9 protein-coding genes are annotated in these 14,754 nt (G+C 73.8%); all 9 read right to left on the bottom strand.

Annotation, left to right across the window (positions count from 1 at the left end; all coding sequences use genetic code 11):
• Positions 1-1,524: a right-handed parallel beta-helix repeat-containing protein gene (locus EAO77_RS21985; RefSeq protein ID WP_147990021.1), complete on the bottom strand. Its 1,524-nt coding sequence runs from the start codon at positions 1,522-1,524 to the stop codon at positions 1-3.
• A 3-nt stretch (positions 1,525-1,527) separates the two neighbouring features.
• Positions 1,528-3,507, bottom strand: coding sequence for a heparinase II/III family protein (locus tag EAO77_RS21980; protein WP_187283356.1), 1,980 nt, complete (start codon positions 3,505-3,507; stop codon positions 1,528-1,530).
• A complete protein-coding gene (locus EAO77_RS21975; protein ID WP_147990020.1) occupies positions 3,504-5,699 on the bottom strand; it encodes a bi-domain-containing oxidoreductase in 2,196 nt (731 codons plus the stop codon). The genes EAO77_RS21980 and EAO77_RS21975 overlap by 4 nt, the downstream gene beginning before the upstream one ends.
• A gap of 39 nt (positions 5,700-5,738) precedes the next feature.
• On the bottom strand, positions 5,739-7,676 hold the full coding sequence (gene asnB / locus EAO77_RS21970; RefSeq protein WP_147990019.1) for an asparagine synthase (glutamine-hydrolyzing): 1,938 nt from the start codon (positions 7,674-7,676) through the stop codon (positions 5,739-5,741).
• A gap of 3 nt (positions 7,677-7,679) precedes the next feature.
• Entirely contained in the window at positions 7,680-9,194 is a 1,515-nt protein-coding gene (locus tag EAO77_RS21965; protein ID WP_147990018.1) for a Wzz/FepE/Etk N-terminal domain-containing protein, read from the bottom strand.
• The gene (locus tag EAO77_RS21960) at positions 9,191-10,555 is read right to left on the bottom strand and encodes a Wzz/FepE/Etk N-terminal domain-containing protein (protein WP_147990017.1); all 1,365 of its coding nucleotides are present in this window, start codon (positions 10,553-10,555) and stop codon (positions 9,191-9,193) included. Before EAO77_RS21960 ends, EAO77_RS21965 begins: the two co-directional genes overlap by 4 nt.
• Positions 10,552-11,817, bottom strand: a complete 1,266-nt coding sequence (locus tag EAO77_RS21955; protein WP_147990016.1) for a glycosyltransferase family 4 protein — start codon at positions 11,815-11,817, stop codon at positions 10,552-10,554. The genes EAO77_RS21960 and EAO77_RS21955 overlap by 4 nt, the downstream gene beginning before the upstream one ends.
• Entirely contained in the window at positions 11,807-13,126 is a 1,320-nt protein-coding gene (locus EAO77_RS21950; protein WP_147990015.1) for a nucleotide sugar dehydrogenase, read from the bottom strand. Before EAO77_RS21950 ends, EAO77_RS21955 begins: the two co-directional genes overlap by 11 nt.
• An 82-nt stretch (positions 13,127-13,208) precedes the next feature.
• A complete protein-coding gene (locus EAO77_RS21945) occupies positions 13,209-14,687 on the bottom strand; it encodes a sugar transferase (protein ID WP_147990014.1) in 1,479 nt (492 codons plus the stop codon).
• Positions 14,688-14,754: the final 67 nt, after the last annotated feature.

The raw sequence follows: 14,754 nt of genomic DNA, 5'->3' as shown, positions 1-14,754 counted from the left end.
TCACCCACCGTCCCGTGCGCGGAAGGTGCTGCCCGCGTCCTGCTGGTACGGCGTGCCCTGCCACTGCCCGGGGTCGAGGATCCGGCTCGGGTCGTGTGCGACGAACGTCCACGGCCCGATGTAGACGTTGTCGTACCAGCGGTTGTGCTGCTCCCGGGTGATCGCCTCGGCCACCCGCTCGCCCTGGTACGGCGACCAGTCCGGGTAGGTGCCGTAGTTGGCCAGCACCGCCATGCGGTCGCACTTCACCGTGCAGTGGACGACGGACTTGTCCAGCACGAAGCGGTTGCCGTGGATCTCCACCCGCTGGGTCTTCCACCGGCAGTCGTCGTAGAGCGGCGGGGCGGCGATCGCGGGCTGCGCGCAGCGGCCGGTGTCCTTCACCAGCAGGGTGCACAGGCCCGACGAGGTGTTGGCGGGGCTGTTGCAGAACCGGTCGGCGTTCTCCCACAGCGTGATCCCGGACCAGTTGTCCTCCAGCACGTTGCGGTGGATCTCGATCCTGTCGGTACGGGCCCGGATCCGCGGTTCGCCGCCGGACTCCGACACGTAGACGGTCGCGAACGGGAAGGTGTCGCCGCGGTCGGCGTACCGGCGGCCCTCGACCCAGTTGTTCCGCCGGATCGTGTTGCCGCGGATCACCGCGTTGTAGCTGGTCTCGTAGATCAGCGCGGCGCCGTCGTTGGACTCCAGCACGTTGCCCTCGATGCGGAAGTCGTTGTTGTTGGTGTCCGCCCACAGCCCGGCCCCGCGGTTGTCGTGCACCCAGTTGCCGCGGACGTCGGCGCCGTCGACCGCCCAGAACTTGACGCCGCCGGTGCAGCCGCAGCCCGGCCGCTTCCGCTCCCAGTCGTCCGTGTTGTTGCCCGTGATCTCGTTGCCCTCGACCACCAGGCCGGTGAGCGGGCCGCCGGCCTTGTAGGCGTTCATGCCGTACTGGCCGTTGCCGCGCAGGCAGCTGGCGCGGACCCGCTGGCGGGCGCCGGCCATCAGCCCGGCGCCGGAGTTGTCCTGGATCGTGGCGTGCTCGATCAGCCACCCGTCGGCGGAGTCGTGGTTGACCACGCCCTCGTCGTGGGGCGCGACGAAACCCTGCACGGTCAGATGGCGCAGGGTGACGTCGCGGGCGGCGCCGCCGAAGGCGTACTGGTTGGTCCTCCGGCCGTCGAGCACCGCGCCCGGGGCGCCGAGGTAGCTGTTCCCCTCCTTGGGGACGACCTGGGCGAAGCGGTCCGGCGGGAGGGTGTGGGTGCCCGGCCGGAGCCAGAACGTGGTGCGCGCGGGGCTGTTCCTGGTCTTCACGGCCAGATCGCCGGGGACCGCGGGGTCGACCGTCACCGCGCCCGGCGGTGCCGTCGCCGGCCCGGCCGCGGGCCCGGCGCACACCCGGGCCACGGACGCGGACGGCGCGGCGCCCGCCCGCGGGCGGGCGTCCGGCGTGCCCTCGCAGCCGGTCGCCGCCAGCAGGGCCAGCAGCACCAGCGGTGCCGCCGGTGACGCCCGGTGCCGCCACTTGATCCCCACGTGTCAGGCCCCCCGACCGCGGAACCCGAGGACGGTGGTGAACTTCTCCGACGGCGCGGCGCCGTCGGTGAAGCCGGTGCCGACCAGGGTGGTGCTGGGCTCCTTGCGCCCGAAACCGGCGGAGTACCAGCCCAGCGGCGGTTCGCTCTCGCCGCGGTGCGCCCGCCAGCTCAGCCCGGCGGGCAGGTCGAGGACCGCGGAGCGCTCCCCGCCGTCCCCGGTCCAGGTGAGCAGCGCCCGGCTGCCCGCCAGGTCGGCGGTGACCGCGGGACCGAGGTGGAACGCCAGGCGCACGGCGCGGCTCGGGCCGCCGACCTCGTCGGTGATCCTCAGCTCCCGGGTCGCGGCCGTCAGTTCCACCTGCCGGCGGTGCGCGGAGCCCTGGTAGCCGTCGTGCTCGGCGCACCAGCGGGCCGTGCCCCCGGCGAGGGCGGCGGACGGCTCCACCGCCAGGACCTGGCTGCGGGCGTGCCGGGTCCACAGGAACGGGCCGCCGGAGACGGACTGGTCGGTGCCGTCCAGCTCCAGGGTGTTGTGGCCGAGGGTCGAGCGGAAGTAGATCCGCCACGCGGGCTGCCCGTGGTAGCAGTACGTCCCCGGGTCGGCGAGCACGTCGACACCGTCCTGGCGGACCTCCACGGACAGCGCGTCGGCGTGGGCGTGCGCGGCGATGGACAGGAAGCCGTGCGGGCCGCCGTCGCAGCGGCACCAGATGCCGTCGGGACCGCGCAGCACGGTGAGACCGGCGTCGGCGAAGTGGGCGGGCCGGCTCGCCGGGCGCGACACGTCCGTCCCGTACGGGCGGAGCAGCGCGGCCAGCAGGGGGGTGCGCACATCGGTGCCGGTGACCTCGGGCCACCAGGGCAGCCGGCCGAACACCGCCTCCCCGGTGGCCAGCAGCGAGCCCCAGCGGTCGGTGCCCGCGCCGTCCACGACCAGACCGTGCCCGTCGTCCGCGTCGCCCTGGCGCGGCGGCCGCAGCCGGTCGTCGACGACGGCCGCGAGGGCGTCCGTCATCCGCAGGAGCACCAGCCGGGCGGTGGCGGGCACGGGCACGCCGGCCGTGTCCGCCTCGGCGACCGCGGCCAGGCCGAGTTCCAGCACCAGCCCGTGGTACTCGGTGGCCAGTTCGCGGTTGAGGCCGGAGGCGAAGGTGTTGGCGCGCAGCTGCCGCTCCAGCGTCCGAAGCGCCCGGTCCCGCCAGCGTGCCGAGGACGGGAACCAGCCGAAGGCGCAGGCCGCGGCCAGCTGCCCGGCGGCCTCGGCGACGACATGGTTGTTCGCCGATGACCCCCGGCTGGGGAAGGCGGCCAGCCAGCGCTGGTGGTGCCAGATCTGGTTCAGCGCCACCGGGTTGTCCTCGAACAGGGCGGCGGCGCCGGGCCAGCCGTCGAGCAGCCGGCGGATCCACACCCAGGACAGCAGCCGGATCCCCAGCTCGATGCCGCTGGTCCAGTGCACCCCGCGCAGCGGGGTGTTCGCCGCCCACCACGACCGCAGATGCGCGGCCACCCGCTCGGCGTACCGCTCGTCCCCGGTGAGGGCGTAGGCGGCGGCGAGCACGGTGAGGTACTGGTGCCGGGACGGCTCCCAGATCTGTTTGACGTCCCCGACCGCGTCCTCGTCGCGGTACGGCACGTCGAACGCGTAGCCCCACGGCGCCCGGCGTCCGGTCTTCGGGTCGAGGCACCAGTCGGGGTCGGCCAGGTCGTCGCGGACCACGCCGAAGAACTCGGCGTGACCGGCCATCAGCCCCTCGGCCTCGGCGACGAGACGTTTCGCGGCGTCCGCCGGCACGGCGGCGAGCGTCCCCGCGGGCAGCACCGCGGTGAACCGGGCGCCGGTCACCTCCGGGCAGGCGGGCGGCGCGGCACGCCATTGCCGCCGGCGCAAGGTGTCGGCCACCCGGCCGCCGATCTCCCGCGGCCCCATCCGGGACAGCCGCCGCAGGTACCAGCCCGGGCTGCCGGAGCGCACGGTCATCGGGCCCCCGCCAGCGTCACCGGCAGGCCGCTCGCCAGACCGGTCCGGACGGCGAGGGTGGCCGCCGTCGTGGCGGCCAGCGACTCCAGCGGCACCGGCATCGGGCCGCCGGTCCGCACGGCCCGGACGAAGGCCGCCAGTTCGGCGGACTGGCCCTTGTCCCGGGCCTTGGGCAGCCGCGAACTGACCCACTTCTTCCGGCCGTACACGCTGGCGCGGACGAAGTCGTCGAGTCGCAGCACCCGGCCGTCGGCGACCAGGTCCAGGGTCTCCTTGGGGAAGCCGGGCGCGCCGGTGGTGACGTAGCTGATGGTGGCCGTGGAGCCGTCCGGGTAGCCGAGCACGACCTGGAGGTCCTCGTTGCCGGGCGTGGTGAGCGCGTACACCGAGACCGGATCGGCGTCGAGCAGCCAGCTCGCGGTGTCGATGAAGTGCCCGCCCTCGCCGGCGAACCGGGAGCCCTCGGTGTTCTGCTGGAGGTACCAGCTCCCGTGCGCCAGGCCGCCCGCGTTGACCAGGTAGCGCAGGCTCGCCGGGCCGGTCCTGGCACCGAACCGTGCCTTCGCCTCCCGCAGCAGCGGGGCGAACCGGCGGTTGAAGCCGACCTGGATCCGGTCGTTGCCGGACTCCTCCACCGCCGCGAGCACACCGGCCAGTTCGTCGCCGGTGAGCGCGAGCGGCTTCTCCACGAAGACCGCCTTGCCGGCCAGCAGCGCCTTGCGGGTCAGTTCGGCGTGCGAGCTGTGCCGGGTGACCACGAACACCGCGTCGACGCCGTCGTCCCCGAGGACGGTGTCGAGGTCGGTGGTGGCCTCGGCGAAGCCGAACTTCCGCCGCGCGTTGGCCGCGGACAGCGCCGTCGTGGTGACGACCGCCGCCAGTTCGACGCCGTCGCGCCGTGCCAGGTGCGGCAGCAGCATCGAGGTCGCGTAGTTGCCCGCGCCGACGAACGCGAGGCGCACCGGCTTCCCGGCGGCCCGGGCGGGCCGCTGCCGCGTGGTGGCCGCGGGCAGCCTCACCGCGGGCACGGTCACCTCGGGGGCCGCCGTCCCCTCCGCGTCCGCCTCCTGGCCCGGGTAGCGGAACAGCACGGCCACGGCCTTGAGTCCGCCGTCCTTCAGGCTCCCGTACGTCTCCACGGCGTCGTCGAAATCGGCGACATGGGAGACCAGGGGCTCCACGTCGACGCTGCCGCGGGCGACGAGGTCGAGGAAGCACGCCAGGTTGCGGCGCTCGGTCCAGCGGACGTAGCCGATCGGGTAGTCCCGTCCTTGAAGCTCGTACTCCGGGTCGTAGCGCCCGGGGCCGTAGCTGCGGGAGAAGCGGACGTCCAGCTCCTTCTCGTAGTACGCGTTCCACGGCAGGTCGAGGCGGCACTTGCCGATGTCGACGACCCGGCCGCGGTCCCGGCACAGCCGGGCGGCCAGCTCGACGGGCTGGTTGCTGCCGCCGCCCGCCGCCAGGTACACCTGGTCCACGCCGTGGCCGCCGGTGAGTTCGGCGACGGCCCTCTCCACGGCAGCGGACGAGGGATCACCGCAGGCCGCGGCGCCGAGCCGCTCGGCGAGCTCGCAGCGTGCCGGGTCCGGGTCGGCGCCGACGACGCGCACTCCCGAGGCGGTGAGCAGCTGCGCCACCAGCTGACCGATCAGGCCGAGGCCGATGACCAGCGCCGTCTCGCCGAGCCGGGACTCGCCTTGGCGGACGCCCTGCAGCGCGATCGACCCGACGGTGCCGAAGGCCGCGTGCCGCGGCGCGAGGCCGTCCGGGAGCGGGGCGTAGAGGTTCTTCGGCACCCAGTTCACCTCGGCGTGCAGCGCGTGCTCGTTGCCGGCGCAGGCCACGAGGTCGCCGGCCTTCACGTCGTCGATCCCGGTCCCGACCTCCTCGACCACCCCGCACAGCGAGTAGCCCAGCGGCGTCCAGGAGTCCAGCTTGCCCATCACCTTGCGGTAGGTGGCGGGCACCCCGTTGACGGCCACGCTCTGCATGACCTTGGCCACCTGGTCCGGCCGGGAACGGGCCTTGCCCACCATCGACATGCCGGCCTCGGACACCTTCATGAGCTCGGTCCCGGTGGAGATCAGCGAGTAGGCGGTGCGCACCAGCACACCGCCCGGCTTGCACCCCGGCACCGGTACGTCCAGCACCGCCAGCTCGCCGCTCTTGTAGTTCTGTACGACCTGCTTCACCCGAACTCCTGTCGCATTCCCGTTCGCATTCCCGTCGGATTACTGAGCCGTCGACCGCGTGCTCCGGCCGGCCCCTGAGGTCGCGCCGCGATACCAGTACTCGAGCGTCAGCACGTGCCACAGATGCTTGGAGTGGTCCCGGTGTCCCGCGGCGTCCTCGGCGACCAGCCGCGCCAGCGCGTCACGGCGCAGGAAGCCGGACCTGACGAGTTCGCCGTCGTGGATCACCTCGCGCACCAGCGGTGCCAGATCCCGGCTCATCCAGGCCCGCAGCGGGGCGCTGAACAGGCCCTTGGGCCGGTACACGATCTCCCGCGGCAGGACGGTCGCGGCCGCCTCCTTGAGGACGGCCTTGCCCTGCCGGCCGACGATCTTGCGGTCACCGGGCACGGCGAACGCCGCCCTGACCACCTCCACGTCCACGTACGGCACCCGCACCTCGGTCGACGCGGCCATGCTGGAGCGGTCCGTGTAGGCGAGGTTCAGGCCCGGCAGGAACATCCGGGCGTCGCCCAGGCACATGCGGTTCACGAAGTCGTCGAGCTCGTTGTCCCGGTAGACGTCCGCGTGCTCGGTCAGCACGTCGTCGACCGTCCCGGCCAGGTCCGGATCGATCAGGCCCAGCAGCTCGTCCCGGTCGTACATGGTGTAGCTGCGCCGGAACGCCGTCTCCTCCGGCAGTTCGGCGAAGGAGAGGAACCGCTTGGCGAACCGCACCGACCGGTACCCCCGCCGCGACGTGGCGACCGGCAGCCGGTCCACCGCCCCGGCCAGACCGCGCCGCAGCGGCCGCGGGACGCGCTGGTAGCGCAGCGCGAGCAGGTTGGCCAGGTGCTTGCGGTACCCGGCGAACAGCTCGTCGGCGCCCATGCCGGAGAGCATCACCTTGACCCCGGCCTCCCGGGCGGCCGAGCAGATCAGGAACGTGTTGATCGCCGCGGGGTCGCCGATCGGCTCGTCCAGGTGGTACGTCATCCGCGGCAGCAGGTCGAGCACGTCCGGGGCGATCTCGATCTCGTGCAGGTCGACGCCGAACCGCGCGGCCACCTGCCGGGCGTAGCGCAGGTCGTCCGGCATCGCCTCGAACCGGGCGTCCTCGGCCCGGAAACCGATCGTGTACGCGGAGATCCCGGGCCGGTCGCGGGCGGCCAGCGCCGTCAGATAGCTGGAGTCGAGACCGCCGGAGAGGAAGGTCGCCACGGGGACGTCGGAGAGCAGATGCCTGCGGGTCGACTCCTCGACGACGGCGGCGATGTCCGGCCGCTCGCCGGCGAGGGCGCGCTCCCGGCCCTCCGCCGCCACCTCGCGCAGGCTCCAGAACGTGCCGCGCTCCACCCGGCCGTCGGGCCGGCACCGCAGCCAGCTCCCCGGCGGCAGCTTCTCCGCCTCGCGGAACGCGCACCGCGAGTCCGGCACCCAGTAGTACAGCAGCGACGCCACCATCGCGGCGTGGTCCACCTCCAGCGAACCGCCGGTCACGGCGGCGAGCGCCTTGAGCTCGGAGGCGAACACCAGCCCCTCGCCGCGCCGGAGCAGGAACAGCGGCTTGATGCCGAGCTGGTCGCGGGCGAGCACCAGCTCACCCGTCCGCTCGTCGAAGACACCGAACGCGAACATGCCGCGCAGCCGGGGCAGACAGTCCGTGCCCCAGCGCCGCCACGCCTCCAGCAGCACCTCGGTGTCGGAGGTGCCGCGGAAACGCACCCCCGAGGCCGCCAGTTCGGCCCGGAGCTCGGGCGCGTTGTACAGCTCGCCGTTGTACGTCAGGACGAGGCCGTCCGAGACCATCGGCTGGGCGCCGGTCGCGGACAGGTCGATGATCGCCAGCCGGCGGTGCCCGAGGTGCACCTCGCCGTCACCGACGGGATGGCCGTACCGGCCCGACCCGTCCGGACCGCGGTGGGCGAGGGTCTCGGTGAGCCGGTCGGCCACGGCCTTCCCGTCCGGCCATCGGTACGTGCCTGCGATGCCGCACATGTCCTACCTCGCCTCCTGGTCGCTGTCCGGGACCCGCGCCGCCCACTTCGGCCGCCGCTCCGGCGGCCGTTCCGTTCCGTTCCGCGGGGCGGGCGGCCCGCCTCGGACGCGTGGGGCGGGCGGACCGTCCCACAGGGTGCCGTCGGTCCGGTCACGCGGATCGGGGTCGATCAGCACCACACCGAGCACCGTGATGCGCTGGTCCGCGAGCTGCCGTGCCACCGTGTGCAGCCATGCGGTGCTGCCGTGCCCGGTCCGCACGACGAGCACGGTCCGGGTGCCGAGGTACCGCAGGTCGGTCCACGCCGTGCCGGGCGCCACCGAGCCCACGCCGAGCGGGCGTTCCCCGGCCGGCACCGCCTCGGCGGCCTCGCCGCCGACCACGGCCGGGTCCCCGGGCCCCGGGCGGCGCCGGGCGAGCCGCGCGCCGGGCAGGCCGTCGACGACGACCACCGGCCCCTCGGCCGCCAGTGCCCGGGCGAGGTCCACCGCGAGCACACCCGTGCTGCGCGCGCAGCCCAGTTCCAGCAGCGACAACGGCTCCGCGGAGCCGCGCACGGTGCGGGCCAGGGACGTGGTGAGCCGTGCGTGCGCCGCCCGTGTCCGCCGGCGCCGCCACCGCCCGGCCGACCGGCGGGGCAGCTCCGCGACGACCGAGGCGCCGAGGTTCGCCGCGATGTCGCGGCGCAGCACGGGGCGGTCCGCCACCACCGTGCCGACCGCGGCCGCCGCGAGTCCGAGCGCGAGCCCGAGGACGAGCCCGATCGCGGCGTCGGTGGCGGCGGTTCTGACCAGGGAGTGCCGCACCGCACGCGGGGCGTCCACGACCTGGGTGCCGGCGACGAGCCGCGGCGCGCCCCTCCGCGCCTCCGCGGCGCGCTGGTCGAAGTCGGCGATCCGCGAGGTGAGTTCGGCGCGGCGGGCGAAGAGCGACTCCATGTTCGCCGACGCCTCGGGCCCGGTCTGCGAGGCCCCGTCCCCGATCGCCCGGTCGACCTGGGCGAGGTCCTCGCGCATCCGGTCGCGCTGGTCGAGCAGGGACGTGGCCTCGGCGTTCGCCGCCTCCTGTATCCGCCGCACATGGTCCGCGACGAACGCGTCGGCCAGTGCCCCGGCACGGGCCACGGCCTGCGCGTCGCTGTCGCCCGACACCGTGATCCGGAGCAGGTTGTTGGTCAGGCCGGCGCCCTCGTAGTCCTCCATGAAGTCCTCCGGCTTCTGAGGGGAACCGAGGGACTGGAGGGCCTTGCCGGCGATCCGGGTGGTGTGCAGCAGCCCCACGTCGGTGCGGATCAGCGTGCCGGGGTCGTTGGGCTGGTCCTCCTGGTGCGCGACCAGGACCGTGGTCACGGCGGTCGGCGGCGGCGGCAGCAGGACCGCCACCGCCACACCGGCGAGCAGCCCCAGCAGCGCCACGGAGCACCACAGGCGCCGCCGCCTGCGCACCGCGACCACCAGCGCCTGCAGGTCCAGCAGCGGAGCGGCGGCCGGCGGCCGGGACTCCGTACTCGTCGTCACCGTGAGACCCCCCTCGCGTCCTCGCCCACCGCGAGTGCCGGTGCGGCGTGCCGAGGGCGGTCGGCGGACCGTGCCGTACGGGCCCACCCCGTGCCGGCGAGCACGATGCCGACGACCTCGTGCCCGGCGTCGGCGCACGCGTCGGCGAGGCCCGCGAGCTCCTCCGCCGTCCACAGGCCGGCGCTGAGCACGACCAGGGCGCCGGACTCCTCGTCGCGGTCCGGCACCATCGGCCGGGACACCGGGACCCGGACCGTCCGCAGCACGGGGCCCCGGCCGCCGGCCTCCGCGAGCAGCTGCCCGGCGGCCCGCAGGGCGCTCTCGTCGCCGTCCGGGACGACGGCCAGCAGCTCCCGGGCCTCCGGCAGCCGCTCCCGCAGGCGTGCGTGCACCCGTCGGCAGCGGATCCGGCGGCCCTCCTCGTCGCCGGACTCCTGCGTCGGCGGTACGTCCCACCGGATGTCGGCGCCCAGCAGCCGGCGGATCCGGGCCGTGCGACCGGTGTCCTGCGGCCGGTGCGCGGCCGGGCCGGCGGGCACGTCCACCGTGCCGAGCGGCGCCGCGCCCAGCGCCGCCGCGATCTCGGCCTCGGTGCGCAGCCGGCGGCTCATCCGGGCGGCGGTGAGATGCCCGACGACCGCGAGGAGGAAGAACAGCAGGGCCCCGCCGGCGACCAGCTGGATTCGCGTCGGCGGCGCCTCGCCGGTCGGCCGGGCCGCCGGGCCCATGACGACCATGTCGGCCTGGGCGGCGGCCGCATCGGCCTCGTCGAGCTTCCTGACGGCCTCCTGCAGGGCGGTGCGCAGCTTGGCCAGCTCGGTGCGGGTCTGCACGCTCTCCACGGTCCGTCCCGTACTGTCCTCGGCCAGCTCGGTGATGCGGCGGCTCGTCTGCACCACCATCTGCCGCAGTGCCTCGGGCTGTGCCACGGCCTCGGAGTCGGTGCCGTCACCCGCGATCCGCGCGGCGAAGGAGACGAACTGGCGGGCCACCTGGTCGGCGAGCTGCTGCGCCCGCTCCGGGGTGTCGGCCGTGCCCGAGATCTTCACGATGTTGCCGTCGGCGGTCTTCGCGGCCACCTGGTCACGCAGTTCGACGCCGTCGGTTCCGCTCCAGTCGAGCGCGGCGGCCGCCCGGTCGACCACCACCGAACTGGTCGCGATCTCCGCCTGGGTCAGCAGCTCGCGCTCCTCCCACGCCCCCGGCAGCAGCACCGACGCCGAGGTCGTGTACCGCGGCGGGAGCAGCAGCGAGGTGCCGTAGCCGACGAGCGCACCCACCACCGCGAGGACGGTGAGCAGCCGCCGGCGCCGGCGGATGATCCGCCCGATCGTGACCAGGCGTATCGTGTCGTCGCTCAACGGCGGGGCCTCTTCCCTGCCCGGCCGGTGCCGCCGGCCCCCGCGCCGGCACGGCAGGCGGCGGCGTACGCGGCGAGCAGCGACGCCTGCGAGTGCCGCCAGGAGAGGTGCCCGCTGATCCGCTCCTGCCCGATCTTGCCCATCAGGGCCCGTTTCTCCGGGTCGTCGAGCAGCAGCGCGACGAGCCGTGCGAACGCGGCCTCGTCGTCGGCGGGCGCGTAGACGGCGGCGTCACCGGCGGAGACCCGTGCCTCCCGGAGGTCGAACGAGACGATCGGCCGGCCCATCACCATGTACTCCAGGACCTTGTTCATGGTCGAGACGTCGTTGAGCGGATTGTGCGGGTCGGGGGAGAGGCACACGTCCGCCGTGGAGAGGTAGCGCACCAGGTCGGCGTCCGGGATGCGCCCGGTGAACTCCACCTGCTCCGAGAGCCCGAGCCGCCGGGACAGCTCCACCATCGCGTCGAAGGTGTCACCGGCGCCGACGAACACCGCGTGCCAGTCGGTCCGTCCGAGCTCGTCGCGCAGCGTCGCCAGGGCCCGCAGGGCGTAGTCGACGCCGTCCTGCGGGCCCATGACGCCCAGGTAGCACAGCAGATGGGGCTTGCCGCGCTTCAGTTCCGGCTCGGGCGGCACCGGGTGGAACCGGTCGATGTCGGGAGCGCTGCGCACCACGAAGACGTCCTCGGGCCGCCGGCCGCCGCGGCGCACCGCGACGTCCCGGTAGCTCTCGTTCGTCGCGAGCACGACGTCCGCGGCCCGGTAGGTCCGCCGCTCCAGCGCGCACACCGCGCGGTAGAGCAGGTCCTTGCCGCGGTCGAACCGGGAGAGGTACAGCTCGGGCACCAGGTCGTGCTGGTCGAAGACGAACCGCGCGCCCTTCCGCTTCAGCCACAGCGCCGGCAGGAACAGCAGGTCGGGCGGGTTGCAGGCGTGGACCACGTCGACGGGACCGACCCTGCGGGCCAGCCGGACCGTGTGCCACAGCGCGGATCCGTACTCCCGCAGATAGCCGGCCGGCCCGCCGGTGGCCGCGCGCAGCGGGTAGCGGTGGATCCGCACCCCGTCGATCTCCGCCTCCGGCTCCGTGTCCCGCTTGCTGCCCTGCGGACAGATCACGTGCACGCGCCAGCCGGCGTCGCGCAGCGTCGTGCACTCCTGCCAGACCCGCCGGTCGAAGGGCACCGACAGGTTCTCCACCAGGACCAGCGCGCGGCGTCCGCCGCCGGCCGTCTCGTCGTACGACGCGTCACCAGGCAAGGCCCACGTACCCCGGTTCGGCCCGCCGCGCGTCGGCGTCGGGAAGGTGGACGAGATCGACGATGACCGGGCCGTCGCCGCCGCGGGGCAGCTTCGACAGCACCTGAGGGTCCCTGGTCCCGACGAGGCAGACCTCGGCGTGGTCCAGCACCTCCTCGACGGAGTCCGCGAGGAGCTGGGCGAGGTGCGGCAGCCGGTTCTCGATGTACTCGCGGTTGGCGCCGAGCAGCCGGGAGAGGCTCACGTTGGCGTCGTAGATCCTGAGGTCGTACCCCTTGCCGAAGAGCCGCTCGGCCAGCTCGACGAGCGGACTCTCGCGCAGGTCGTCGGTGCCGGGTTTGAAGGACAGCCCGAAGATGCCCGCCCGCCGTTTCCCCGTGCGCTCGACCAGCTCCACCGCACGCTGCAGATGGTCGGCGTTCGACGGCAGCACATGGGAGAGGATGGGCACCGAGACGTCGGCCCGCTGCGCCGCGTGGACCAGGCTGCGCAGGTCCTTGGGCAGGCAGGAGCCGCCGAAGGCGAAGCCGGGCCGCAGGTAGGCGGAACTGATGTTGAGCTTGCGGTCGGCCAGGAACACGTCCATCACCTGGTGCGAGTCCACCCCGAGCGCCCGGCACACCGCGCCCAGTTCGTTCGCGAAGCCGATCTTGAGGCCGTGGAAGGCGTTGTCCGCGTACTTGATCGCCTCTGCCGTCGCGACCGGCACCCGGAACACCTCGCCGGGCAGGCCCTCGTACAGCGCGAGCACCGCGTCGCCGCTCGCCTCGTCGAGCTCGCCGACGACGGTCTTCGGCGGGTCGAAGAAGTCCTTCACACTGGTGCCCTCGCGCAGGAACTCCGGGTTGACCGCGACCCCGACGTCCACCCCGGCGGTGCCCCCGACGTACTTCTCCAGGATCGGCACCAGGAGGTTCAGGCAGGTGCCCGGGAGCATGGTGCTGCGGAACACGACGGTGTGCCGCCCTCCGCGCTCGGCCAGCGCGGCGCCGATCTCCTGGGTGACCCGCTCCAAGTACGTGGTGCACAGACTGCCGTTGGGCTCCGACGGCGTGCCCACGCAGACCAGCGACACCTCGCTGTCCCGGATCGCCTCGCGGACGTCACCGGTGGCGCGCAGCGCACCGGTCCGCACCACCTCGGCGATCAGCTCGCCGATCCGCTCCTCGACCACCGGGGCCCTGCCGTCGTTGACCAGGTCGACCTTCACCTGGTTCACGTCCACCCCGACGACCTCGTGCCCCATGCTGGCCAGGCACGCGGCCGACACGCAGCCCACGTAGCCGAGCCCGAAAACGCTCACTCTCATGACCCGTTCCTCCCCCCAGGCAGGCCCTCGGGGCCTGCGGTCCATGCGTCGGCGGGGCCGCCCGGTCGCGGCCTCCGGCGCATCAGTAGGCCCCCTGTCCGTGGAGCACCGCGCGCAGCGTCTTCCACAAGATCACCGTGTCCAGGGCCAGCGACCAGTCCTCCACGTACCGCAGGTCCAGCCGGACCGCCTCCTCCCACGACAGGTCGCTGCGCCCGCTGATCTGCCACAACCCGGTGAGCCCGGGCTTGACCAGCAGCCGGCGCCGGATGTCCGGGCCGTACGCCGCGGACTCCTCCGGCAGCGGGGGCCGCGGCCCGACGAGCGACATCGATCCGGTGAGCACGTTGAAGAGCTGCGGCAGCTCGTCGAGCGAGTACCGGCGCAGCACCGCCCCCACCCGCGTCACCCGCGGGTCCCGGCGCAGCTTGAACAGCAGTCCCGCTCCCTCGTTGTGCTCGGCCAGCGCGGCGCGGGCGCCGTGTGCCCCGGCGACCATGGTGCGGAACTTCAGAATGGTGAACTCGCGCCCGTCCTTGCCCACCCTGCGCTGTCGGTAGAACGCACCGCCCCGGCTGTCCGCCAGCACGATCAGCGCGACGAGCACCATCAGCGGCGCGAACAGCGTCAGCAGGACCGCGGCGCCCATCCGGTCGACGACCGCCTTGACCGCCCGGCGGCCCCCGGTGAAGGCCGGCATGCTGACCCGCAGCAGCGGGATGCCGAGCACCGCGTCGACGTGCAGCCGCGGGCCGGCCACCTCCATCAGCACGGGGGCCACGACCATCTCGGCGTCGCTGCCTTCGAGGTTCCAGGCCAGCCGTTGCAGCCGGTCCGGCGACCAGTGCGGGTCCGGTGTGACCGCGACGACCCGGTAGCCGTCGCGCCGGACGTGGTTGGCGACGTCCGCCAGCGGACCGACGACCGGCACTCCGTCCACATGGTCCCCGTCGGGCCCGAGACCGTCCGTCGTGCACACCGCGTCCACCCGCCAGCCGAGGTGGGGGAACTTGCGGGTGCGGGTGATCAGATCGCTCACGGTGGCCGGGCTGCCGGCGGCGAGCACCGGTCGCAGGCACCGCCCCTCGTTGCGCTGTTTGTGCAGCCACAGGCGCAGCAGATACCGCGCGGTCATGGTGACGAGCGCGATGGCGGGAATGGCGACGAAGATCCAGAGTTTGATGTTGCGCGAGGTGAGGGCTATTCCGCCGAGTGCCAGGACGACGGTCGCCGCGAAGAGCGAGCGCCCGAGCCGGCGGAATTCCTCCGCTCCCTGGCCGAGAACAGCCGGCGCCCACGACCTGCTCACCGCGAGCGCGCCCAGCACCAGCAACTCGGTGCCGAATGCGAGAATGCCCCACTTCTCATGCCAGTTGGCAGCGTCCCGGGCTCCGAAGAAATTGCCGATGGCCGCCACCACGAATGCGGTGGCCACGGTGTCGCTGATGATCACGGTGCGCCGGTAGCGCTGTTCCCAGTCGCTTGCCGGCCGGCTGATCGTCCCGTCAGCCAGACGCCCGCGCGCAGACGGAAACGGGCTGACCAATCCCCCTTGCCGCACTGAACCCCCCAAGGTCCCCAGTGGCTCGACGTGTTCGCCCCGCACTGTTCCTCCCCCTCGGGAGGCC

It is taken from the genome of Streptomyces sp. T39 (assembly GCF_008042045.1).
Classification (GTDB): Bacteria; Actinomycetota; Actinomycetes; order Streptomycetales; family Streptomycetaceae; genus Streptomyces.
The sequence above is the reverse complement of the archived record's forward strand: the minus strand, read 5'-3'. Positions and strand labels throughout refer to the sequence as shown.

Excerpts from the sequence above, each read along its gene's own strand:
- EAO77_RS21980 (WP_187283356.1), bottom strand. The coding sequence starts at position 3,507 with ATGACCGTGCGCTCCGGCAGCCCGGGCTGGTACCTGCGGCGGCTGTCC.
- asnB (WP_147990019.1), bottom strand. The coding sequence starts at position 7,676 with ATGTGCGGCATCGCAGGCACGTACCGATGGCCGGACGGGAAGGCCGTG.
- EAO77_RS21950 (WP_147990015.1), bottom strand. The coding sequence starts at position 13,126 with ATGAGAGTGAGCGTTTTCGGGCTCGGCTACGTGGGCTGCGTGTCGGCC.